The sequence below is a fragment of the Paracoccus limosus genome (genome assembly GCF_009711185.1).
Classification (GTDB): domain Bacteria; phylum Pseudomonadota; class Alphaproteobacteria; order Rhodobacterales; family Rhodobacteraceae; genus Paracoccus; species Paracoccus limosus.
The window spans coordinates 1-20,997 of sequence record NZ_WMIF01000039.1; the positions used below are offsets into that span (position 1 = coordinate 1).

The 20,997-nt window shown below is 62.3% G+C and carries 18 protein-coding genes and 3 pseudogenes; 12 read left to right on the top strand and 9 right to left on the bottom strand.

All coding sequences use genetic code 11. The features are described 5' to 3' along the window. Window positions 1-120: 120 nt before the first annotated feature. The 5 genes and pseudogenes from GL279_RS17660 to GL279_RS17680 form a co-directional block, all read left to right on the top strand. Window positions 121-603: pseudogene (locus GL279_RS17660) on the top strand (DUF2163 domain-containing protein); the annotation flags it as partial. Continuing rightward, window positions 600-1,034 carry an NlpC/P60 family protein gene (locus tag GL279_RS17665; protein WP_343039851.1) on the top strand — a complete coding sequence of 145 codons (435 nt, stop codon included), beginning with the start codon at window positions 600-602 and terminating at the stop codon, window positions 1,032-1,034. The pseudogene GL279_RS17660 and the gene GL279_RS17665, both read left to right, overlap by 4 nt. A gap of 9 nt (window positions 1,035-1,043) precedes the next feature. Continuing rightward, window positions 1,044-5,009 carry a baseplate multidomain protein megatron gene (locus GL279_RS17670; protein ID WP_155065942.1) on the top strand — a complete coding sequence of 1,322 codons (3,966 nt, stop codon included), beginning with the start codon at window positions 1,044-1,046 and terminating at the stop codon, window positions 5,007-5,009. A 10-nt stretch (window positions 5,010-5,019) separates the two neighbouring features. Continuing rightward, a complete protein-coding gene (locus tag GL279_RS17675) occupies window positions 5,020-6,945 on the top strand; it encodes a DUF2793 domain-containing protein (RefSeq protein WP_155065943.1) in 1,926 nt (641 codons plus the stop codon). Window positions 6,946-7,255: 310 nt separating this feature from the next. Next, the gene (locus GL279_RS17680; protein WP_170294017.1) at window positions 7,256-8,452 is read left to right on the top strand and encodes a radical SAM protein; all 1,197 of its coding nucleotides are present in this window, start codon (window positions 7,256-7,258) and stop codon (window positions 8,450-8,452) included. On the opposite strand, the gene GL279_RS17685 is transcribed toward GL279_RS17680, so the two are convergent. The 7 genes and pseudogenes from GL279_RS17685 to GL279_RS19630 all read right to left on the bottom strand — a co-directional run. Beyond that, window positions 8,430-9,440, bottom strand: a complete 1,011-nt coding sequence (locus tag GL279_RS17685) for a methyltransferase domain-containing protein (RefSeq protein ID WP_155065945.1) — start codon at window positions 9,438-9,440, stop codon at window positions 8,430-8,432. The genes GL279_RS17680 and GL279_RS17685 overlap by 23 nt on opposite strands. Beyond that, window positions 9,437-11,401: a B12-binding domain-containing radical SAM protein gene (locus GL279_RS17690; protein ID WP_155065946.1), complete on the bottom strand. Its 1,965-nt coding sequence runs from the start codon at window positions 11,399-11,401 to the stop codon at window positions 9,437-9,439. Before GL279_RS17690 ends, GL279_RS17685 begins: the two co-directional genes overlap by 4 nt. Beyond that, window positions 11,398-12,216 (bottom strand): hypothetical protein, encoded by an 819-nt coding sequence (locus GL279_RS17695; protein WP_155065947.1) that lies wholly within the window; start codon window positions 12,214-12,216, stop codon window positions 11,398-11,400. Before GL279_RS17695 ends, GL279_RS17690 begins: the two co-directional genes overlap by 4 nt. Next, the gene (locus tag GL279_RS17700; protein WP_170294018.1) at window positions 12,213-13,097 is read right to left on the bottom strand and encodes a multinuclear nonheme iron-dependent oxidase; all 885 of its coding nucleotides are present in this window, start codon (window positions 13,095-13,097) and stop codon (window positions 12,213-12,215) included. Before GL279_RS17700 ends, GL279_RS17695 begins: the two co-directional genes overlap by 4 nt. 62 nt (window positions 13,098-13,159) lie before the next feature. Further along, a complete protein-coding gene (locus GL279_RS17705; RefSeq protein ID WP_155065949.1) occupies window positions 13,160-13,345 on the bottom strand; it encodes an ApyA family aminopyruvatide-related RiPP in 186 nt (61 codons plus the stop codon). A gap of 105 nt (window positions 13,346-13,450) precedes the next feature. Next, a pseudogene (locus GL279_RS19490) lies at window positions 13,451-13,570 on the bottom strand (IS3 family transposase); the annotation flags it as partial. Window positions 13,571-13,644: 74 nt separating this feature from the next. Next, window positions 13,645-13,959, bottom strand: a pseudogene (locus tag GL279_RS19630) (IS110 family transposase); the annotation flags it as partial. A 77-nt stretch (window positions 13,960-14,036) separates the two neighbouring features. On the opposite strand from GL279_RS19630, the gene GL279_RS17715 reads away from it, so the two are divergent. The 4 genes from GL279_RS17715 (at window position 14,037) to GL279_RS17725 (ending at window position 18,326) form a co-directional block, all read left to right on the top strand. Beyond that, entirely contained in the window at window positions 14,037-15,119 is a 1,083-nt protein-coding gene (locus GL279_RS17715; RefSeq protein WP_155065950.1) for an IS5 family transposase, read from the top strand. Between the two features lie 334 nt (window positions 15,120-15,453). Beyond that, window positions 15,454-15,855 carry a hypothetical protein gene (locus GL279_RS19185; RefSeq protein ID WP_170294019.1) on the top strand — a complete coding sequence of 134 codons (402 nt, stop codon included), beginning with the start codon at window positions 15,454-15,456 and terminating at the stop codon, window positions 15,853-15,855. Beyond that, complete coding sequence (locus tag GL279_RS17720; protein WP_170294020.1) at window positions 15,842-17,236, top strand: radical SAM/SPASM domain-containing protein; 1,395 nt, start codon at window positions 15,842-15,844, stop codon at window positions 17,234-17,236. Before GL279_RS19185 ends, GL279_RS17720 begins: the two co-directional genes overlap by 14 nt. 256 nt (window positions 17,237-17,492) lie before the next feature. Next, on the top strand, window positions 17,493-18,326 hold the full coding sequence (locus GL279_RS17725; RefSeq protein ID WP_155065952.1) for a hypothetical protein: 834 nt from the start codon (window positions 17,493-17,495) through the stop codon (window positions 18,324-18,326). Between the two features lie 625 nt (window positions 18,327-18,951). Here GL279_RS17725 and GL279_RS19635 read toward each other — a convergent pair. After that, the gene (locus GL279_RS19635; protein WP_281348998.1) at window positions 18,952-19,083 is read right to left on the bottom strand and encodes a hypothetical protein; all 132 of its coding nucleotides are present in this window, start codon (window positions 19,081-19,083) and stop codon (window positions 18,952-18,954) included. Between the two features lie 251 nt (window positions 19,084-19,334). Between GL279_RS19635 and GL279_RS17730 the strand changes: the two genes are divergently transcribed. Both GL279_RS17730 and GL279_RS17735 read left to right on the top strand, forming a co-directional pair. Beyond that, entirely contained in the window at window positions 19,335-19,499 is a 165-nt protein-coding gene (locus GL279_RS17730) for a hypothetical protein (RefSeq protein ID WP_246175380.1), read from the top strand. 202 nt (window positions 19,500-19,701) lie between these two features. Next, a complete protein-coding gene (locus GL279_RS17735) occupies window positions 19,702-19,980 on the top strand; it encodes a MerR family transcriptional regulator (RefSeq protein WP_155065954.1) in 279 nt (92 codons plus the stop codon). Window positions 19,981-20,093: 113 nt separating this feature from the next. On the opposite strand, the gene GL279_RS17740 is transcribed toward GL279_RS17735, so the two are convergent. After that, on the bottom strand, window positions 20,094-20,267 hold the full coding sequence (locus GL279_RS17740) for a hypothetical protein (protein ID WP_155065955.1): 174 nt from the start codon (window positions 20,265-20,267) through the stop codon (window positions 20,094-20,096). A gap of 136 nt (window positions 20,268-20,403) precedes the next feature. Between GL279_RS17740 and GL279_RS17745 the strand changes: the two genes are divergently transcribed. Further along, window positions 20,404-20,700, top strand: coding sequence for a hypothetical protein (locus GL279_RS17745; protein WP_155065956.1), 297 nt, complete (start codon window positions 20,404-20,406; stop codon window positions 20,698-20,700). Window positions 20,701-20,997: the final 297 nt, after the last annotated feature.

Sequence of the window (20,997 nt, forward strand, 5' to 3'; positions counted from 1 at the left end):
CCGAAACGCAGGCCCGCGTCGGCTGCGCCAGCTGGAAAGCTACGCCGCCACGGGCCTGCTCAACCGCGCGCCAAAGGGGTCACTTTTGGGCGCCGATCGGGGGGGCCGTTTGGATGCCGATTGACACATGTCCTCGGGCAGACGGTCGGACGAACCTTCCAGGCGACCTGCGATGCCGCTCTCGGCGATGCGCGCTGCGGCGTCGATCTGGTTGACCCTGACTACAAGGGGACTGGCGCGGTCATCGATCTCCTGCGCGACCGCGCGTTCACTGCCTCCGGCCTCGGCGGCTTCGAGGCGGGCTGGTTCACGTTCGGCACGTTGGACTGGACCTCCGGCGCGAACGCAGGGCGGCGCACCGAGGTGCTAGGCCATGACGTGACGGACGGCATCGCTGTGCTGACCCTGCTCGAGGCGCCGGTGCGCGCGATCGCCGAGGGCGACGCCTTCACCATCCGCGCGGGCTGCGACAAGCGGATCGAGACCTGCGGGTCGAAGTTCGCCAACACCGCCAGCTTCCGAGGCTTTCCGCATATTCCCGGTCAGGATGCCGTTCTGCGCTATGCCACCAAGGACGGTGGTCACGACGGAGGCGTGCTGTGAACACCGCCCATCCCGACAAGGTTATCGCGGCGGCACGGTCCTGGCTCGGAACGCCGTACCATGACCAGGCAAGCCTCAAGGCCGTCGGCTGCGACTGCCTTGGGCTGGCGCGCGGCGTCTGGCGCGAGGTTATCGGCCCGGAGCCATTCCCGATCCCGCCTTACAGCCGGGATTGGGGCGAGACCGGTCCCCGCGAGGTCCTGGCCGAAGGCGCGCGGCGCATGATGCCGGAGATCGCCCCAGCCGATGCCGGGCCCGGCGCGTTGGTTCTCTTTCGAATGATGCCGCGCGCCATCGCCAAGCATGTCGCGATCCTGACCGGCCCCGACACTTTCCTCCATGCCTATGAGCGGCTCGGCGTGATCGAGGAGCCGCTGACCCAAGCCTGGCGGCGGCGCATCGCCTTCGCCTTTCTGTTTCCGCAACGCTGAGACCCCGACATGGCCACCCTCATTCTCGGCGCAGCCGGTGCCGCCATTGGCGGCTCTATCGGTGGCGCGATCCTCGGCGTCAGTGCGGCGACCATCGGCGGCTTCATCGGCTCCACCATCGGCTCGGTCGTCGACAGCTGGATCGTGTCCTCGCTCGCACCGACCCAACGGATTGAAGGGGCGCGGCTCGACAGCTTGCGCATCACGTCCTCGACCGAGGGAGCCGTGATCCCGCGCCTCTATGGCCGGATGCGCATCGGCGGCAACATCATCTGGGCCACCGATTTTCGCGAGGAGACGAAAACCACTACGCAGGGTGGCGGCAAGGGCGGCGGGGGCGGCAAGGTCAAGACGACCGAGTATCTGTACTACGCCTCCTTCGCCGTCGCTCTCTGTGAGGGGCCGATCACCGGCATCGGGCGCGTCTGGGCCGATGGCAAGCCGATGGACCTCTCCGGCGTCACCTGGCGCTGGTATCCAGGCGACGAGGCGCAGGCGGCTGATCCGTTCATTGCCGCCAAGATGGGGGCAGCCAACACGCCCGCCAATCGCGGCACGGCCTATGTCGTTTTCGAGGAACTGCCGCTGTCGAGCTACGGCAACCGTCTGCCGCAGCTCTCCTTCGAGGTGTTCCGGCCACTCGCCGACCCCGATACCGCCGAGGGGCTGACCCGCGCCGTCACGCTGATCCCGGCCTCGGGCGAGTTCACCTACGCCACGCAGGCCATCCGCAAATCCTCGGGCGGCGCGACGCAGGCCGAAAACCTGAACGCGCTGCCCGACACCGCCGACATGGTCGTGGCGCTCGACCGGCTACAGGCCATGGCGCCGGCCGTCGAGAGCGTCAGCCTCGTCGTCGCTTGGTTCGGCGACGACCTGCGGGCCGGTTCCTGCAAACTGTGCCCCGGCGTCGAGGTCACGGCGAAATCCACCACGCCGGTTGGCTGGTTGGTCAATGGCGTCAGCCGCGCCAATGCCATCCTCGTCAGCCGCGACGCTGAAGACCGCCCTGTCTATGGCGGCACGCCCGCCGATTTCGCGGTGGTGCAGGCAATCCGGGAGATGAAGGCGCGCGGGCTGCGCGTCACCTTCTATCCCTTCCTCCTGATGGACGTCCCGCCCGGCAACTTGGCTCCGAACCCGTATTCCGACAACGCAGCCGAGACCGGCCAACCCACATTCCCGTGGCGCGGCCGGATCACCTGTTCGCCCGCGGCAGGCTATGCAGGGAGCGTGGACAAGACAGCCACGGCGTCGAGCCAGGTCGCGGCCTTCTTCGGCAGCGCCAACCCTTCCGACTTCGCGATCTCGGGCGACACCGTCTCCTGGACCGGCCCGTCCGGCGACTGGGGGCTGCGCCGCATGATGCTGCACTACGCCCATCTCTGCGCGGTTGCAGGCGGGGTCGACGCCTTCCTGATCGGCTCGGAAATGCGCGGCCTGACCACCATCCGCTCGGGCGCCAGCAGCTATCCCGCTGTCACCGCGTTCAAGGCGCTCGCCGCCGACGTGCGCGCGATTCTAGGGTCGGGCACGGAAATCGGCTATGCGGCCGACTGGTCGGAGTACTTCGGGCACCATCCCAGCGACGGCAGCGGCGACGTCTATTTCCACCTCGACCCGCTCTGGTCAGATGCCAACATCGATTTCGTCGGCATCGACAACTACATGCCGCTGTCGGACTGGCGCGACGGGTTCGGACATGCCGACGCGGTCGAGGGCTGGCCCGCGATCTACGACCGGGCCTATCTGCAGGCGAACATCGCGGGCCGCGAAGGCTTCGACTGGTTCTACGCATCGGCGGCGGATCGGTCGGCGCAGGTCCGCACGTCGATCACCGATGGCGGGGCAGGAAAACCTTGGGTCTTCCGCTACAAGGATCTGCGCAGCTGGTGGTCGAACCTGCATTACAACCGCCCGGGCGGGGTGGAGAGCGGCACGTCGACGGCATGGGTGCCAGAGGCCAAACCCATCCGCTTCACCGAACTTGGCTGCCCGGCCATCGACCGGGGAACCAACCAGCCCAATGTCTTCTTCGACCCGAAGTCCTCGGAGAGCTTCACGCCGTATTTCTCGCGAGGCTGGCGCGACGACACCATCCAGCGCGCCTATCTTGAGGCGACCTATCTCTTCTGGGGTGAGGCCGCGAACAACCCGCTGTCCTCGGTCTACGGCGACCGGATGGTCGATGTGCAGGAATGTGCCGCCTGGACCTGGGACGCGCGGCCATATCCGTTTTTCCCTGAACTGACCGATGTCTGGACCGACGGACCCAACTGGCGGCTTGGCCACTGGCTGACCGGGAGGCTCGGGGCGGTGTCGCTCGCCGCGCTCGTGCGGCACCTCTGCCTGCGCGCCGGGCTCCGCGAGGACCACATAGACGTCACTGGCCTCTGGGGCGCGGTCGAGGGTTACGCCATCGGCGCGCTGGAGAGCCCGCGCGCCTCGATCACCACGCTGGCCCGCCACTTCGGTTTCGACGCCGTCGAGACCGAGGGCGTGATCCGCTTCGTCATGCGCGGCCGGGCGGCGGTGGCGAGCATCGCACCGGACGGTCTGGTCGCCGCGCGCGATGGCGAAGTGCTGGAACTGACGCGCGGCCAGGAGACGGAACTGCCGCAGGCCTTGAAGTGGCAGGTCGCCCGGGCGGACGAGGATTACGAGGCCGCGCAGGTCGAGGCCCGGCGGATCACGGTCGACACGACGCGGATCGCGTCTGAGAGCTTCCCCATGGCGGTTCCGCCAGAGGAGGCCGAGCGGCGCTGCCGCCGCGCGCTGATGGAAGCCTGGACCGGCCGCGAGAGTGCGGCGTTCCGGCTGCCGCCCTCGCGGCTGGCACTCGACCCGGCTGATGTGGTGATGCTCGCCCATGACGGCCGGACCATCCCGCTGCGGCTTATCTCCATCGCCGACGCCGACGCGCGCGGCATCGAGGCCGTGCGCCAGGATCGGGAGGCCTATGACTTGCCACCCGGCGCGCCGCGACCCTCTGCGCTGTCGCAGGCAGTGGTCTTCGGCGCGCCTGAAGCGGTCCTCCTCGACCTGCCGCAGCTGACCGGGGATCAGGCTCCGCATCGGCCGTTCGCGGCGGCGCATGCGGTTCCCTGGCCCGGTGAGATCGCGGTCTATCGCAGCCCCTCGACGGACGGCTTCGATCTGCTGACGACGTTTGGCGCACGCGCCCGGATCGGCACGCTGGTCTCGGACTTCTACGCGGGACCGACGTCGCGCTTCGATCTCGGCAATGCGCTGGTGGTCGATCTGCTGACCGGCACGCTGGAAAACGTCACCGATCTGACCCTGTTTGGCGGCGCCAATGCGCTCGCCATCGAGAGCACGCCCGGTGTCTGGGAGATCGTGCAGGCGGGTGCAGCCGAACTGATCGCCCCAAGTCGATATCGCCTGACCCGACTCATGCGTGGCCAGCGCGGGACAGAGGGCGCCATGGGCAATCCGGCTCCCGCAGGCGTGCGGGTCGTGGTGCTGGACACCGGGCTGGCATCGCTGGCGATCGCCGAGGCCGATCTCGGCATCCCGTGGAACTGGCGCATCGGCCCCGCGAGCCGCCCGGTCAGCGACGAGACTTATGTGGCGCAGGCCTTCACGCCCGAGGGTGTCGGTCTGCGGCCGTTCTCCGTCGCCCATGTCGAGCAGCCGTGGCGCAAGCCGCGCACGCCCGGCGATCTGACGATCCGCTGGACGCGCCGGTCCCGCGCGCTCGCTGCAGACAGCTGGGGCGGACTGGAGGTGCCAGTCGCCGAGGAACTGGAGGCTTACGAGGTCGAGATCCTCGACGGTGCAGTTGTCAAGCGATCATTGACCACTGCCACCACCAGCGCGGTCTACACCGCCGCCGCCCAGACCGCTGACTGGGGCGCGCTGCTCGGCCCCGGCGACACGCTCGACATCCGCATCTCCCAGCTCTCCGCCCTCGTCGGGCGGGGCGCGCCGAAATTCGTCACGTTGATCTTCTGAGGGCCATCCCATGTCCGACGCCACGACCCATCTGCTGCTGCCCTACATCCTGGCGGCGCAGGCCCAGAAGCATGTCACCCACAACGAGGCGCTGAGGATCCTCGACGGGCTCGTGCAGCTCTCCGTCCTCGACCGGGATCTGGCGGCGCCGCCGGGCAGCCCTGCTGATGGTGACCGCTACCTTGTCGCCTCGGGCGCGACGGGCGACTGGGCAGGCTGGGACCTGTACATCGCCCTCTGGACCGACGGCGCCTGGCTTCGCCTACCGCCGCGCACCGGCTGGCGGACATGGGTCGAGGACGAGGCTTTGCTGCTCGTCTGGACCGGGGCCGCCTGGGAGGTTGTGGGCAAGCCCAGCGACATCTCGGATGCGGTCTTCAGTCTCGTCAACGACACCGATCCGACCAAGAAGGCGGTCTTCTCGCTGTCTGGCATCTCCACCGCTACGACCCGCAGCTACACGCTGCCGAACACCTCGTCGGAATTGGCGATCCTCGCGGGCACGCAGACCTTCACCGGCAACAAGACCTTCTCGGGCACGCTGACGGCCTCCGGCACCGTCACGGTCTCGGCCGCGTCCGCGACCATCGGCACGGCGACGGGCACCGCGACCTACGGGATCGGCACCGGCGCGACGACCACCGGCCTCACCAAGACCGTGAACCTCGGCACCGGCGGTGCGTCGGGCTCGACCACGGTCGTCAACATCGGCTCCGCGACTTCGGGGGCGAATGGCACCACGGTGGTCAACACGCCAACCGTGACCTTCGCCAATGCCGTGACGCAGGTTGGCATGCCCCAGGCCAACCTGACCGCCCAGCTTCTGGGTCTCGGCGGGGCGACCGCCGACAGTTACAATCGGGTTTCGGTCAACACCCCAGCGGTGCTCCTGAACAATGCGGGCGCCGGGATCGAGGCGACGGTCAACAAGGCCGCGCCCGCCAACGATGCGAGCTTCGCCTTCAAGACCAACTGGTCGGCGCGCGCCCTGATCGGTCTGCTTGGCAGCGACGATTTCAGCTTCAAGGTCAGCCCGGACGGCTCGACCTTCCATGAGGCGATCCGGATCGACCGCGCGAGCGGCCGGGTCGAGATGCCCGAGCCCGTCGTGCTCCCGGCAGTGAGCGCCGTGCCTACGCCACCCCCGAGCGGCAGGCTCGCCCTCTATGCCCGCGACCGCGCCGGGGCCGGATGGCTCGACGTCCAGCGCCCCTCGGGGCGGTTCTTCCCGCTGCAGCCGCATTTCGGGGTGAACCGGATCGCGACCTGGGCGCCGTCCAGTGGCACGACCGTCAACACCAACGGCATGCCGCGCACCGCCGTCGGCACCGTTTCCACGCCGACGCTCGCCACCACCAACCTCTCGACCTCGATGCGCCGCTGGCGCGTGACCAGCGCCGCGATCGCCGATGCGGCGGCAGAGGAGCGTTCGGCGGGCTGGGTCTGCTGGCGTGGAAATGCGGATGGGCTGGGCGGATTCACCTATGTGAACCGGCTCTCGCTCGTCACCCTGCAGGCGACGGGCATGGGGTTCTTCGGGCTCTATGGATCGACGGCAGCGCTGGCCACGACCCTGACGCTCTCGGCCGTGGTCAACTGCATCGGCATCGGTTTCCAGCGCGGCACCCACACGAACTGGCAACTGGTCCAGAACGACGCTTCGGGCGCGCCCACGCTCACCGATCTCGGTGCGAGTTTCCCGGTTGTGAGCACGACGAACGTGCTGACCCTCACGCTCCTCGCCGCCCCAAACAGCAGCGAGATCGGCGTCCGGGTAGTCGAGGAGATCAGCGGGGCGGTGGTCGAGACCATGCTCGACAACGACATCCCCGGCACGACGCAACTCCTGAGCCCGCGCAATTTCATGAACAACGGCGCCACGGCGGCGGCGGTCGCATACGATTGCTCGGGGGTGTATGTCGAGACGGATTACTGAACTGCTGACCTGACGAACGACCGGCGCAGTCGCAGCATCCAAGGACGGGACAGGGTGTGTGAGCGGACGGATCTTCCCGAGTGGCGCGACCGATGTCTGCGGTTCGAAAGGCGAGATCAGCGGCGCGCATCTTACTGGGCCGCATCGTTCTGGTTGCAGTAAATCGTGGTGCTCAACGCCACTCAAATCGTCGAATCGCGAGGCAACTTTCGTACGGCATCGCCAGCGGGGCGCCAACTTGGTATCCTCGGATTCAGGAGACCGCGAATTTGGAGTGGCATGCAAGATGCGGAGTCAGCCGACCTGTCGCTTGGCGGTTGTAAAAATCGCCAGCCGCTGCAACTTAAATTGCAACTATTGTTACATGTACAACCTCGGCGACCGCACGGCACTTGCCCAACCCAAGGTTATGCCCGACGCGATCATTGATGCCACGGTCGACCGCTCCATGGAGCATGCCGCCGAGCGCGGGCTGAAGCAATTTCGCTTCGTGTTTCATGGAGGTGAGCCGCTCATGGCGGGGGCGGGTAAGTTCCGGCGGCTTATCGAAGCAGCTCGACGGCGCGGGGAAGAGTTCGGCGTCACGCCAGATTTCTCAATCCAGACCAATGGCGTTCTGCTGACCGAAGAGTGGTGCAGTAGGCTCGCGGAATGGCGGGTACGCGTCGGCGTCAGTCTCGACGGTCCGAAGGCAGTGAATGACCGGCGTCGGGTCACCCATGCCGGCCGGGGCTCCTATGACGACGTGATCGCCGGTTGGGAAAGGGCAAAAGCGAGCGGGCTGAGACCCGGTATATTGACCGTCATCGACCCAACGAGTGCCCCTGTCGAGGCATACAGCCACCTCTGCGCGCTAGGACCGGGGAGTGTTGATTTCCTTCTATCCGACGCCAACTACGAGCGACGTCCACCGGGGGACCCGGTCGACACGCTCCAAGCCGACTGGCTCCTCGAGATCTTTCGGCTTTGGCGCGCGGAGCCCGCGCCCCCATTCCGGGTGCGGATGTTTGAGCAGATAATTGCAACGACTCTCGGCCTTACTTATCGGAACGACGCGATGGGAGAGGGCGAGAACGAAATTGTCGTGATTGAGACCGACGGTGAAGTCGGTCCGGTCGACACTCTGCGCGCCGCTTTGCCCGGAGCTAGCCGAACCGGATTTAACGTGCTCCGAAACGCGCTAGCGGACGCCCTCGATCACCCGCTATTGCGGCAGTATCACGGTGCTAACGATGCCCTTTGCGCGACCTGCAGGGCCTGCCCGATCAATCGGATCTGCGGTGGCGGATATCTCTCGCACAGATACAGTGCCGAACGAGACTTCGATAATCCATCAGTCTATTGCAACGATCTCACAAAGCTGGTCACGACCGTCCGACGGGCCGCCCTCGAAATACTGCCAGAGGAAGCGCTGCGCCAAGGCGAGCTTGCACACTGGTCGACCGCCGAAGTCATAGCGGCCCGGGGCGCCGCGCTTGCCGGAGCTACAATTGCAAGAGCACAATGAAGCGACGCATGTCGCCCCCGTTGCCTTCGAAGGCCCGGATCGGGGTGCAGCCATTGCGCACAAGAATGTCCGACCACTGTACTAAATTGCATGGTGGAACCCCCTGACCCGACAGCACCTGCGCGACATCGTGGAACAGCCCGCGCACGCAAGCGACGGGATCGTCCAGAGGTTGGCTGAGACTTCCGAAATAGTCGCCCAGCAGCATGATCCGACTGGGAAAGGCACTTCTCAATGCGGCGAACCATCCGTCGATCTGGGCACCGTCGTCGTCGCCAAAAAAAGAGTTGGCGACGTTCGTTGCGACAACGCATTGCACCACATTGCGCTCATCCGGACCCAGCAGCGCCCCGACCTGGCGCAGATCGCCCCTGACCACGCGCAACCGCTCGGACAGGCCGTTCTCAGCAATCCGTCGTTGTGCCGCCGCGATCGCCGACGGGCTGGAGTCGACACCGATGCCGCGCGCCTGGGGGTGGCGCAACGCATACTCGATCAATAGCCCCGCCACGCTACAGCCCAGATCGACGAGGGCGTCTACACGAAGCTCAGCGAGAAGTCGCAGAAGATCCTCATCCACCCGGTCCCGATCGGCACAGGCAAAGGCCGCCGCATGCCGGGCCTGATCGACCAACGCGGCGCCGTCGACTCTGCCGCTCAGGATTTCCGGCACGCTGTTCAGACACGGACCATAGGCTCCTGCATACTGGTCGAGCAGATGCAACGCGAACCGGGTTTCCGGATCGGCCATGTCCACGAAATATCCCGCCGCCGTCTTTCGTACAACGTCGCTGCGAACGGAAAGGTAGTCGAGCAGCGCTGCAAGGCGAGCGGGCGCGTAGCCGCGCTCGTTCGAGATGTCGTCGACCGTCGCGCCCGCCGACAGGCGTTCGATCAGCCCTTCGTGGTGGAAAGCGTCGAGGAGCCGGACAACGTAGTAGCCTTCCATCAAGGAAGTCATGGACGGCGCGACCGGTCCTTCACTCATGCGACGTCCGTGCGCGCGTTGTCCGATGCGAGTTCTAGCGCGCCCATCGCGACTAGCGCTGCGACGTCTTCGGGGGCAGCGGCCGGGCGCTCCTTCGACAGGCGCGCCCGCACTATGTCACAATAGCGCGCAGGCGCAGTGAACATGCCGAGGAGATCGAGGGTCTCCGCACTGACGGCGAAAAGCCGAACCTGCCCGTCCCGGCGAAGTAGCAGCCAATCGGAAACTGGCTCGCTCGCAAGGGCGGCGCCATTCGGACCTGAGACGGCGAGATCGCCCAGCAGTGCGGGAACATCGTGACAGTCCGGCAGCAGTCTAGCCGAGTGGGAAAGCCGTAGAGGCGTGTGAGCGTCAAGGCCCCACGGGGCCATCGCCCTCGGCACCAAGCGCGTCAACGACGCGAGCAACGCTGCGAAGCGGGCGACCGAAGACACCGGCGCTTGCGCGCCAAAACGCTGCACGGCATAGACCGCCAAGCTCTCGACGCACGGCCGCGCGGCCGCTGGTCCTTGCCGTCGTGCCCACTCATAGAACCCCTCAGCCAGCCGGCTGAGCCTGCCCTCATGCCATGCGATTAGGAAGCCCAGAACCCTACGGTCGAGCGCGTACAGGACGGGCCAGAGGTCGGTCGTGAAGACCAATCGAGCGCGCGGGATTCGGGTCTCGAAGTGATAGTGGTTCGGAAATATGGTCGGATGCCCCCGCAATAGCGCGTCGTCCTCTGGACCGAACCGTGGAAAGTTGAACTCCGAGACATGCGCATCGAGATGCAGGGATGCGCTATGCCGGACCATGAGCTCAGTTCCAGGCTCTGGCGTTAGAAGGTGCAGTTGCGATTCGTTCAGCGCGCCGGCGCGCAGATGCGCCTCGCCTACCGCGTCGAGCGTCGCGTCCAGATCCTCCTTCTCCTCCTCCGGATAGCCGGTGATGAAAGACGTAGTCGATCGGATCGAAAGCCTCTCAGTCTCAGTCAGTGTGGGCAAGATGAGGCCGATGTCGAGCCGTTTCTTTGTCAACTCCTGCATCTTGATGGAGCCCGCCTCGACCCCGAAGTAGATGTCGCGGCATCCGGCCTTGGCCATCGCCTCGAGTAGCTGGGCGTCGACACAGTCCATGCGGGCCGAGCAGGACCACTCATAACCTCGCCCGCCCACTGCCTCGCAAAAGGCCAAGACCATCTTGCGGTTAACGGTGAACAAATCATGGTTCAGCTTGAAGCGAGAGAATCCATGGCGTTCGGCCAGCATATCCATCTCGGAAACGAGGCGCGTGGCGGATTTCAGTCTATAGAGGCGCCCAAAAAAGCTCGCAGTGGAGCAGAACGTGCAGCTGAAGGGGCAGCCCCGGCCGGCCTCGACGCGTATTTGGTCGAGCCTCATTTCGGCGAGCGGGTAAGCCTCGTAGTCGGGAACCGGCAGCGTATCGAGATCCTCGATGATCCGCGCTGGCGCGTTCTCGACAATTGCGCCCCCAGCGGACCGGAAGGTTACGCCAGGAACACTTGTGAGTGGGGAGCCCGCTTCGAGCGCGTCAAGCGCGAGCGGCAGGCTGGTCTCGGCCTCGTGCCGGGCGACGACATCGAAACAACTGAAGGCGTCGAGCAGTTCACGGTGCAGGATCGTGGCGTGCGGTCCGCCCAGAAGAATAGGATGATCGGGTATCATCCGCCTGACCGCCTCTGCGGTCCGCACGACGCAATGGATGTTGCATCCAAGCGCCGTGAACCCCACCGCGTCCGCACCTGCCTCCGCGATGCGCCGAGCGAGGGTGACATAGAGGCTATCATTGAGCGGTAGCGCCCCGTCGCGCAGCAACTGCCTAGGATTGAGGATGGTCGCCGTGTGGCCTGCGTCGCGCGCCACGGCGACTAAGGACATGAGACCCAAATGCGGCTGCGGGTCGAATACCGGGGCGTCAATCCCCCCTTCGAAGAGCAGGTTGTCGACCAGCAGAAGTTTCACCGCAGCCAGTCTCCGCGCAACTCCAGAAATCCGCGCCCCGCAATCGCAACCGCCGTGGCGCGCAAACTCTCGGCGTCGACCTTCGACAGTCCCACATCCGCGAGCACGCGCCGCGTTTGCTCTGGTCCGCCTCCCGCGCGAAGGGCTGTGAAGACCGCGGCGGTGAGTGCATCCACCTCGTGGATTGAAACCGATTCAACAGCCTCGGGCCGCCAGTAGAAGAGGACGTGAGGCCGCGTTACAATGTCGTCGCGGGAAAAATTCCGCAAGGCGAGGCGTTCGCAGATCCGGATCACATCGATGGATCTTCGCGACAGCGTCATCGCGCCTCGCCAACGCACATGCGCGGTTTCCGTCACGACGGACGGTCCCTCGCTCAGATCAAAGATCTGGTACTCATGCTCGAAGGTCTCCGCCACTGGAATGGATGTCTCCTCTGGCTGTTCCAACAGGAATGCAGACAGCGCATTCGAGAATAGGTCGAGATGGCGGCGGGTGCCTAATGGCCCATCCTGACGCGCCGCAACATAGGCCGGCGAGAAATCACAGAAGAATGAAAGTTCGACGCCGAGCGCGCCCATCAGCCCAAGTGTCGCAGGAATACGGCGCCGCAGGGCGTTGTGCTTGACCTTGGTTATGAAGCCGCGGAAGCGTCTGAGGCGCTCAAGTTCTACGCCACCCAGAATCTCGGCCGCTATGTCCTCTGCTGTGCCGTCACCAGGGATGACAGAATGAGTTCGGTCGTACGCTCTCAATAGGAAATTCGGGTCCGTTAGACAGCGCGCAACTACGCTCTGTGCCTGGTCCGGGTTCATAGCCGCGTCACTTCGGGCAGGCGGTCTGCGATGATCTGACGTAAGCGCCCTACGTCTCGGATAACCGCTTCGACCGGGAATGCGGCATCCCAGTTGTACTCTAGGGTAACGGCTTTGGGCTGCGCCACGGTCATCAACCGGTCGAACAACTCGAACACCAACGCCGGCGCGGGCAATGTGTGATCGTCCCAGACCATGCCGTCTTCCTCGCGCGCTCCCGAAACGTGCACTTCCACCACGCGGTCCAAGGGAAGCGCTATCAGCGTCTCGAACGGATCAAGCGACAGGTTTGAACAAGTGATTGCGAGATGCGAAAGATCGAGAAGTAAACGCGCCTCTGACCGATGCTCACACAGAGCATTGATAAATTCGACCTGACTCATTGTACTGCCAGGCATCGCGAAGTAAAAGGGACCGTTTTCGAGAAGCACAGGTCTTTTGAGCTTGGCCTCCCAAGCGGCGCTAGCTTTCAGTACGCGATCAAGAACGGAAGCGCTAAGTTGGGGGCTGACCGTATAGCCGATATTGAAAGGTGTTCCATCAACTAGAAAGTCGGAATGTATCAGGTCTGATGCAGGCGTTGCGGCGGAATGCTCCGCAATATCGCGATATCGTCCGTCGCTACGGACATAGGCCAAGTGCTCGCCCAGCCACGGCGTACCCGTCTTTTTTACCCAATAGTCGAGCTTCTCCGCTAGAGCCGAAGTCGGTGGAACGTTTCCGGCAAGTGAGAGCGACGCGCAATGCAATACGACAGGAACGTCATGCCACAAAACACCTACTTCGGGGGTCTGCAAGAGTTGCTCAAAAGCAATCTCGACATAGTCGATTAATCTCGGATTTGCTGTAAGCAATCCCGGCACGTACTCGGAATACGTCAACCCTACGAGGGTATGGTTACTCGGAGAAGATTCAAAGACTGACATCGCTGAGACTGAACACGTCAGTCAATCAGCTGTTTGAAGGCAGTAAGTTGATCTGCAGAGATTACGCCACGGTCTTCAATGACAACTGAAATCTTCCCGCGCTTCTGAATGCACTCAATGACGCGTTCTTGAGTCTCTGGGTCGAGCAGATCAAATTCCAGAGTCTGGCGGCCATCGACTTTAGTGCGATCATTTTCTGCCATGTTTCGACCCTCTTTTGCGCCACACGTCCAAGAATAGCACGATCCGGAGCGCCCGCATAGAAATTTTGAAGGCCATACGCTGCTGGCCAACCCCCGAGATCGGATCACTTCGCTCACCCCGATCCCCCGGATCGCCTCCGCCAGCGGCACGCCCTGCGCCACCGCCACGCCCACTTGCCGCAGCTTCGCGACGATCTCCTCGGGCTTGCGCTGCTTCCTTGGCATGGATCCTCCTCGTCGGCTCTGCCGAAATTACGGGCGGATCCGTTCCAGGGGGGAGGGCCGGAGCGGATGAGTTGGGCCAGCGAGCGCGCATCATTGCTATCGTTCTTGGTGCGGTTCATGGCCACCATCGCGGCCTTCGCGTGACGGGACTCAATGCAGACGGCGGGCAGGCCAGCGCGCGTGATGCCACTGTAGAGCCACTGCGACAGCGGCCCGGCCTCGAAACCGACCCGCTCGAACGTGCCATCGATCTCGTTCAGCACGTTGTAGATGTCCGCAGGATCCGAAACGGCCTTTACTTTCATGATCATCACGCCGTCTGCGTCGACAACGCAGATGCTGGGCATCTCAAGCGAGACGTCGAGCCCCGCAAACAACCCTGTGGTCATCGTTCTGGACACCTCCGGAAACCTCGCCTGGAGGGTCGGTTCGTGATTCACTTGGTCTGACGGGGGTGGGGGTGGTCATGGCGGGTCAGTTGGGGTTCTGGTCGATCACGGATCGGCTGGCGGAGATCTCGGCGCAGGGCGATCCGTTGGAGACGCTGGCGGCGGCTGTGGACTTCGAGATGTTCCGGCCGGTGCTGGAGGGTGCCCTCGGTCGGCCGCCGCGCTGGAAGGGTGGCCGGCCGCCCTTTGAACCGGTGCTGAAGTTCCGGATGCTGGTGCTGCAGTCGCTGCACGGGCTGTCTCTGGAGCAGACGGAGTATCTGGTGCGCGACCGTCTGTCGTGGATGCGGTTCTGCCGGCTCGGACCCGAAGACCGGGTGCCGGATGCGAATACCTTGTGGGACTTCCGCGAGGCGCTGATTGCGGCGGGCGCGCTGGATGATCTGTTCAAGCGCCTTGACCATGCGATCAATGCGGCCGGCTATCTGCCGCGCGGCGGTCAGATCGTGGATGCGAGCCTCGTGGCCGCCCCGCGGCAGCGCAACACCGAGGCCGAGAAGGCCGCCATCCGGGAGGGCAAGTCGGCCGCGGATATCTGGCCCGACAAGCCGGCGAAGGCGGCGCAGAAGGACACGCAGGCACGCTGGACCATCAAGCATTCCAAGGCCAAGGCGCGCGCCGACGGCGCCCTGCAGGTCGACATCGCGATCCCGGTCTTCGGCTACAAATCGCATGTCAGCATCGACCGCAGGCACGGGATCATCCGCCGCCAGATCATCACCGACGCGAGCGCATATGACGGTGCCCGGCTGCGCGAGGGCCTGATCCAGACCGCCAACACCGGGCGCGAGGTCTGGGCGGACACAGCCTACCGGTCCGCGGAGAACGAGGACTGGCTGACGGATCACGGCATGGTCAGCCGCATCCACCGCAAGAAGCCGCGCGGCCGGCCGATGAGCCGGCGCACGTCTCGCGCCAATGGCCGGAAGTCGGTCATCCGGGCGAAGGTCGAGCATGTCTTCGCCCACCAGAAGGCCCGCATGGGCATGACCATCCGCACCATCGGACTGGCGCGTGCGCGAGCGGCGATCACGCTGGCGAACATGGCCTACAACATGAGCCGGTGGAGGTGGCTCGACAGCCGAGCCGCGCCCGCCTGACGGCAATCCATCCGAAAACCGGCATCTCAGCAGCCAGACCCACCCGCCACCGGCCCCACCCGGGGCGACCGGTGACTTCTTGCGGCGCGAACTCGGCGCTCGGTCCAGTAAGCGGAGGTGTCCGTCTTCCTCCCCGGCCGGAAGTTGGAGGAGAAGTGCGCGCGGTAAGCGTGGCTGGAGAAATCTTCTTCCAAAATCATCATCTATGATGCAATCTACTGATTGGGTCGCTCTCTCGCGACGCTGGAGAGGCAATCCGCTCTAGGAAAGCGTGGGCGGCGCTCTGGGTGCCGGTCACTCTGCCGTTTGACGGTGCAGCACCAAGGAGGGCTCAATGGCACCCGCTATCAGCACGAACACATTCCGGGTTATCATCAAGGCTATTCCAGGGACCGAAGACCAATTCTTAATCTCTCCGTACCCTCAAGTAGCAGACTCTGCTGTGCGAAGCTACAGGATCGTTGCGAAGAGCCAAGTAGAGAAGATTGAGGAGACCGGTGATCGCTGGACCTCTATGGGACGCACGTTTCCAATCGTGGACCTAACCGTAAAGGCAGACGCCACGGTCTCATTGGCAAGTGTCCTTAATGAATTGACAGACGAAAAAATCGTCGAACCCAAGACGCCCGAAACGCTCGAAGTTGCAACGCGCGCGACGATGCTGAATGGTGGGAAGGGGGGAATTTACGTCATGGGGAGCTGCGAAAGCTGCTGGTGCGACAATGTTTGGTGCTGACGTCGAAATCGTCGAAGCACATACAGCCACATCCTATCACGAGTATCCTCTAGGAGAAACTCTGCCACTTCCGACCGACATTTCATTTCATGAGATTTCGGGCGGGCGAGAGATCGCGATCTCACCAAGCAAAGCGAACTGGCTGACGCTTCAGGCTCAAGAGACGATGCTTCTCAAGCTTCTGATGCTAGGACTTTCACCCAAAGAGGCCATGGAAGCGATCGTAAGCAGGAGTGGCGCGACACCTTTCGCCGAAGTTCTTCAGGCTCTGAAATCGCTGTTGGGAAAGATTGCCCAACATAATTTCTCTGATTCTTTTATCGCTCACGAGCAGCTTCAAAAGAACGTCGCGCATCTCTACCTTACGAATGCATGCAACTTGCGGTGTAAACATTGCTACATGAAATCGGGTCTGGCGGAGGCACAGCAAGTTCCCCTTTCACATTGGCTTACGTTCCTTGATGGCTTCAAGGAGTTCGGCGGAACTCATGTCAACTTGTCGGGTGGTGAAGCTCTATATTATAGCGGTTTTTGGGAGATTCTTGCTAAGTGTAAGGACCTCGGCCTTAATGTCTATGTGCTTTCGAACGGATTACTGGTGGACGCTGCGTCTGCGCGTGAAATCGCGGATGCCGCATACCAGATACAGATCAGCGTCGATGGACCAAACGCTAAATCGAATGACAGCCTTCGTGGCAGGGGGTCCTATGACAAGGCAATGGCAGGGCTTTATCACTTTCGAGGGCTCAACATAGCGGTAAGAGTCGCGATGATCGCGACACCGCAGACGATCGACGAGTTTGAGCGAGATTTCGTACCTTTTGCTCGACGCCTGTACGAGGATTTCGGTCGTCAACTTCAGCTTCGGGTCAGCGTTGACGTCATCGAAGGACGTACGGTTTCCCGATACGACCCGTCAACAAAGGCCGCGCTGCAATCTAGAGTCGACAGACTCTTCGATCAGCTATGGGGCTATGACACGCGCTCTCACTCCGATGCAGTGGGTTACAAAAGAGGATTGTTAAACAGGAACTGTGGCTTTGGCAGGGAGATTTCAGTAAAATCGACCGGAGAGGTATATCCTTGCCCAATACAGATTAAGCCGATCGGACATATTGCGACAGATCGGATAGACGAGCTATTCCGAGCGACCCGACTGGAGGATCGTGACAAGTCGATAGACAACTTCGCAGATTGCCGGGATTGTGATTTGAGGTATCTTTGTGGGGGCGGTTGCCGAGTTGCCAACTACGAGATGACCGGAGACTACAAGAGACCATACTTTTGTACTGAAAGGTATGTGTCTAACTTTTATGAAAGGTTAGGAAGCGCGGATTCCTTTGTTGAATCGTATTTAGACGGAAGAGACATGGAGAGGTAGCCTGGACATCGAGATTGATTTTCGGGGAGATTTTTTTGCTCTGCTTTCGCGGGGCTACGTCGCCCCCGAGGCGTGGGTTCTCGACTATGTCATATGTCTGGAAACTTTCTTCGATGATGTCCTTTCAGGGCCAGGGGAGGCGACTGGCTACTTTAGGCCGCCCCGACATCGCCGATGCTTCTACTATTCTCCGGATGCTGATGGAGCTTGGGCGCCAGGAGGGCACATTGCGTTCAAAGGCTGCGAGCCAGCCGCCGTGAACTTCTCGAAATTCATAAGCCGTCTGGCAAATGAGCCCTCTAGAACCGGCCTTCCTCTTGCCGAGCACTTCGTCCTCTCTGAGGCAAAGCCCCCATTAGCGGTATTGATGGCGGAGGCGGTGCACGAGGCGCGCGTCGCTCTGGAAGTTCATTCGGCGTTCTGCCGATCTGGTTTTACCTCCCCTCTTGCGCCGTATCCGATCTGCATTGGGCGTCATGCGCCAGAGGTCGTTGAGAATTATATGAGAGCAGTCAAACTGACACTTACCGACCGGACCTTTCAGAAAGTCCGTGAGATTGTGGATTCTGGCGGTCTAGGGTACTATGTGTACTATTTTCCAACTCCGTGCGCGAGAGCCATAGATTTCATTACATCATACGCCTATTTGCCCCCCGAACAGTATTTTGAGAAGGTTTGTACAAATTTAGACATTGCCCGTCTTGTTCAGGCCTGGGCTAGCCTGCTTTCTAAGTTGTTGGTTCTGGACTTCGTGCCATCATCTAGGGAAAGCCAGAGATCTGGAAATTGCTTTGACGAGAACAATGCTGTGCTTACAGGCGGTATAGTTGATTTGGGGTCCATAGCCCATGTAGCTCATCGGTCGGACGAGTGGATTCGAGAATGCCTAGCAATGTCGTTCGATGTTCTCTCAAGTATGGTTGTCCGCTTATCGGGAGGGCTTGGCGCAGACCCCACTGATACGGCCCACTTGAAGAATCAGATACAACGCTCGTTGATCGAAATCGTCCGTGAGGAGATTCGCGGAATTGGGCATGTGAATCCACTAGTAACGGAGTATTTGAACCGTGCGGGGTTCACCGGTGACTGATTTGGTTTAGCTGATCTGCCCAAATGGATTCATTTTCGGCGTGACCGAGAGGCTGGCCGGAACTGGCATGGTAGGGTGAACTCGCCCTGCGGATCATAGGCGGCGGAAACCTCGTCGCCGGTCGGCCCTAGCGGATCTTGCACGAGCGGGTGCGCCAAAGCGACCGGTTCAAGGAGGACTTTTGATAAGTTTCTGTAAAGTGACGGAACTACAGATCAGAATCCGAATTTTCAACGGCGCGCAAAACTGCGCGCCGAGACACAATCCGAATTGAGGAAGCCTCACCGACGTGGAGAAGGTTGGATTTTAGGTCCATTCCCTCCGCCATTCACCATTGGTTTTGTTAGATTAAATCTGCGTCTGGCGTGGCTACCCGCCAATGCCCCCGCCATCTGTTTTGCTCTTGAATGTTACCGGATGCGACTAAAGCAGTCGGCATCATGCTGCGCGTCGGGGGACAATCCCGAAATCTCCAATTCGGTCATGTCTTGCAGAAGCTTTCCCGCGCCGGTTACCCGCTCTGTCGCAAATTTCCCGACCACCCCGGCCCGCATGACAAAGCCCCGCGCTGGGCGGGGCCGGGTCGTCGTTTGATTTCCTCTCATTATTTTCAGAGTCAGTTGCGTCAGCCGACCAGCGCGCGGGCCTCGGCCATGATTTCGTCCAGACGCGATTCCGCCCGCAAGTCGTCAATACCGACGCTGACATAGACCCCGTGACAGGCCGCGAACGGACAAAGCCCGGGCCGGGTGTCCAATCCTGCACATGGTGGTATTTCTGGCGCGCCTTGGCAGCAGCCCAAGCGGTCCGAAGAATGGCGGCGCGGTCGTAGGTCATAGAAACTTCGCCCTCCCTTGTGATAACTTTTATATAACGTATGATGCCATATGCCGCAATGGCAATAGCATCATGTAGGATAAAAAAGTTATCATGATAAGCGGCGAACAGATCCGTGGAGCACGTGCTCTTGTCGGCATATCAGGGCGTGAGTTAGCCAGCCTCGCGGGCGTGAGCTATCCCACTATCCAGCGGGTCGAGGCGCAGGGCACCGGCAAAAGCGCGGTTGCGACGATTGATGCCATCCGCCGCGCCCTCGAAGCCCAAGGCGTCCAGTTCCTCGAAAGTGGACAGGTGGCGGCCGGGCCCGGCGTGGCGCTGGGCAACAGGCCGTAACGGCTGGGAACATATGGCGGGCATTGGAAGTTTTCATACTACGCAGCCTTGATGCATACCGGGAGAGATCAAGGTTCGGTCCAGATAAAAGCCGGGCTGTGCTTCTCGCGACCTTGCCGCCGGTTCGTGATGGCGTCTGAGCCGATGTAGAAGACCATGCCGGCTGTGCTTCTTGCGCCGCAGGTAAGTGGGGGAAAGACTGATGAGCCAAATGCCGAAGATGCTGGTCGCTATCGACCCCGACGCGCTGGCCGAGTTGAAGGCAGAAATCTCTGCACTGCGTAGCGAGATCCGGTCTGTTCGCATGACTCCAGCGCCCGAGTGGGTTCCAGCCGGTGAATACGCCAAACTTGCCGGGGTGACGCGGCGCACGGTGATGAACTGGATCAGCGCCGGACAGATCGAAAGCAACCGCCATGGTGCAACGGTGATGGTCAGAGCTGGTCAAATCCAGAGTGCCCAATTCCTCGAAAGTAGATAGGCGTGAGTCGGAGCGGGGTGGCGCTGGGCAGGCATGCGAAGGGCTGACTTCGCGCGCTCTTTTCAGATCATAGCCCCACCGCCGCGTAAGCTTGACGGTCATCTGGCCATCGCTCAGATTGTTGGAGCCAAGGCAGTCAGAGCGGGAAAATGGCGAGACGAAGCAATGTTCAGCCGATGTTCGTGCGGCTCGAAACTTCTGCAATGCTCCTTGATATGACGCAAAAGGAATTCGCCGACCTTGTTCATCATGGAGCTTTGCCCGGTCCCCGCAAAATAGGGGCTCATCAGCGTTGGTCCGTCGAGCAGATAAAGGCAATCGTTGACGGCACGGGCGCCCGGCCTGAGGATGAGTTTAATTTGTAGGAACGGCCAGCAACCCCATCAGAGGGCCTGCCGCGCCACGAGCCTAAAGGAACAGAACATGCGTTTCACGACAAGCTTGATCATCGCGTCGGCGCTGACGGCGCCAGCCCTTCCGGCGTCCGCCGCACTTAGCGGCTACTGGGACAGTTCGAAAATCCTGCATGCAGTGCTGGGCGACAATCGGCTGGCCGACTCGCTCAAGCAGCAGCCCATTGAGCGGATCGAAAAGACGGCCGAGGGATACGAGGTTAGCAGTCGGGATTGCACGGTGCAGGTCAGGGTCGCATCCAGCGCGCCTGACCATCCGGGGCCGACCCGCCACACCATCAGCATTGGCAAGGGGCGGTGCAAGTAGCCATTTCAGAGGCGCCCAAGACAGCCGCCGGGCGGGCGACCTAACGAAAGGGACCGATTACAGCTTGCAGAATCAGGCAGATGCAGCGTCGATTTAGGTCGACTTACCATTTCATGACCAGGCCTGCTTTTGATCTGCAACCTCACCGGTATTGCTTCTCAGCCCGACAACGGTAAGCGCGACGCTGATCCCCTCCTGCCGCTGGTGATCTGAACGGGCCAATCTCCGTGCGCATGAACGTCGGAGGTGTTGGCTTGGAACGAGACGGCAAAATGGGCGGCCATTTGGACGGCTTCT

Excerpts from the sequence above, each read along its gene's own strand:
- GL279_RS17670 (WP_155065942.1), top strand. The coding sequence starts at position 1,044 with ATGGCCACCCTCATTCTCGGCGCAGCCGGTGCCGCCATTGGCGGCTCT.
- GL279_RS17675 (WP_155065943.1), top strand. The coding sequence starts at position 5,020 with ATGTCCGACGCCACGACCCATCTGCTGCTGCCCTACATCCTGGCGGCG.
- GL279_RS17685 (WP_155065945.1), bottom strand. The coding sequence starts at position 9,440 with ATGAGTGAAGGACCGGTCGCGCCGTCCATGACTTCCTTGATGGAAGGC.
- GL279_RS17695 (WP_155065947.1), bottom strand. The coding sequence starts at position 12,216 with ATGAACCCGGACCAGGCACAGAGCGTAGTTGCGCGCTGTCTAACGGAC.
- GL279_RS17705 (WP_155065949.1), bottom strand. The coding sequence starts at position 13,345 with ATGGCAGAAAATGATCGCACTAAAGTCGATGGCCGCCAGACTCTGGAA.
- GL279_RS17715 (WP_155065950.1), top strand. The coding sequence starts at position 14,037 with ATGGCGGGTCAGTTGGGGTTCTGGTCGATCACGGATCGGCTGGCGGAG.
- GL279_RS19185 (WP_170294019.1), top strand. The coding sequence starts at position 15,454 with ATGGCACCCGCTATCAGCACGAACACATTCCGGGTTATCATCAAGGCT.
- GL279_RS17720 (WP_170294020.1), top strand. The coding sequence starts at position 15,842 with ATGTTTGGTGCTGACGTCGAAATCGTCGAAGCACATACAGCCACATCC.
- GL279_RS17735 (WP_155065954.1), top strand. The coding sequence starts at position 19,702 with ATGAGCCAAATGCCGAAGATGCTGGTCGCTATCGACCCCGACGCGCTG.
- GL279_RS17740 (WP_155065955.1), bottom strand. The coding sequence starts at position 20,267 with ATGAGCCCCTATTTTGCGGGGACCGGGCAAAGCTCCATGATGAACAAG.
- GL279_RS17745 (WP_155065956.1), top strand. The coding sequence starts at position 20,404 with ATGCGTTTCACGACAAGCTTGATCATCGCGTCGGCGCTGACGGCGCCA.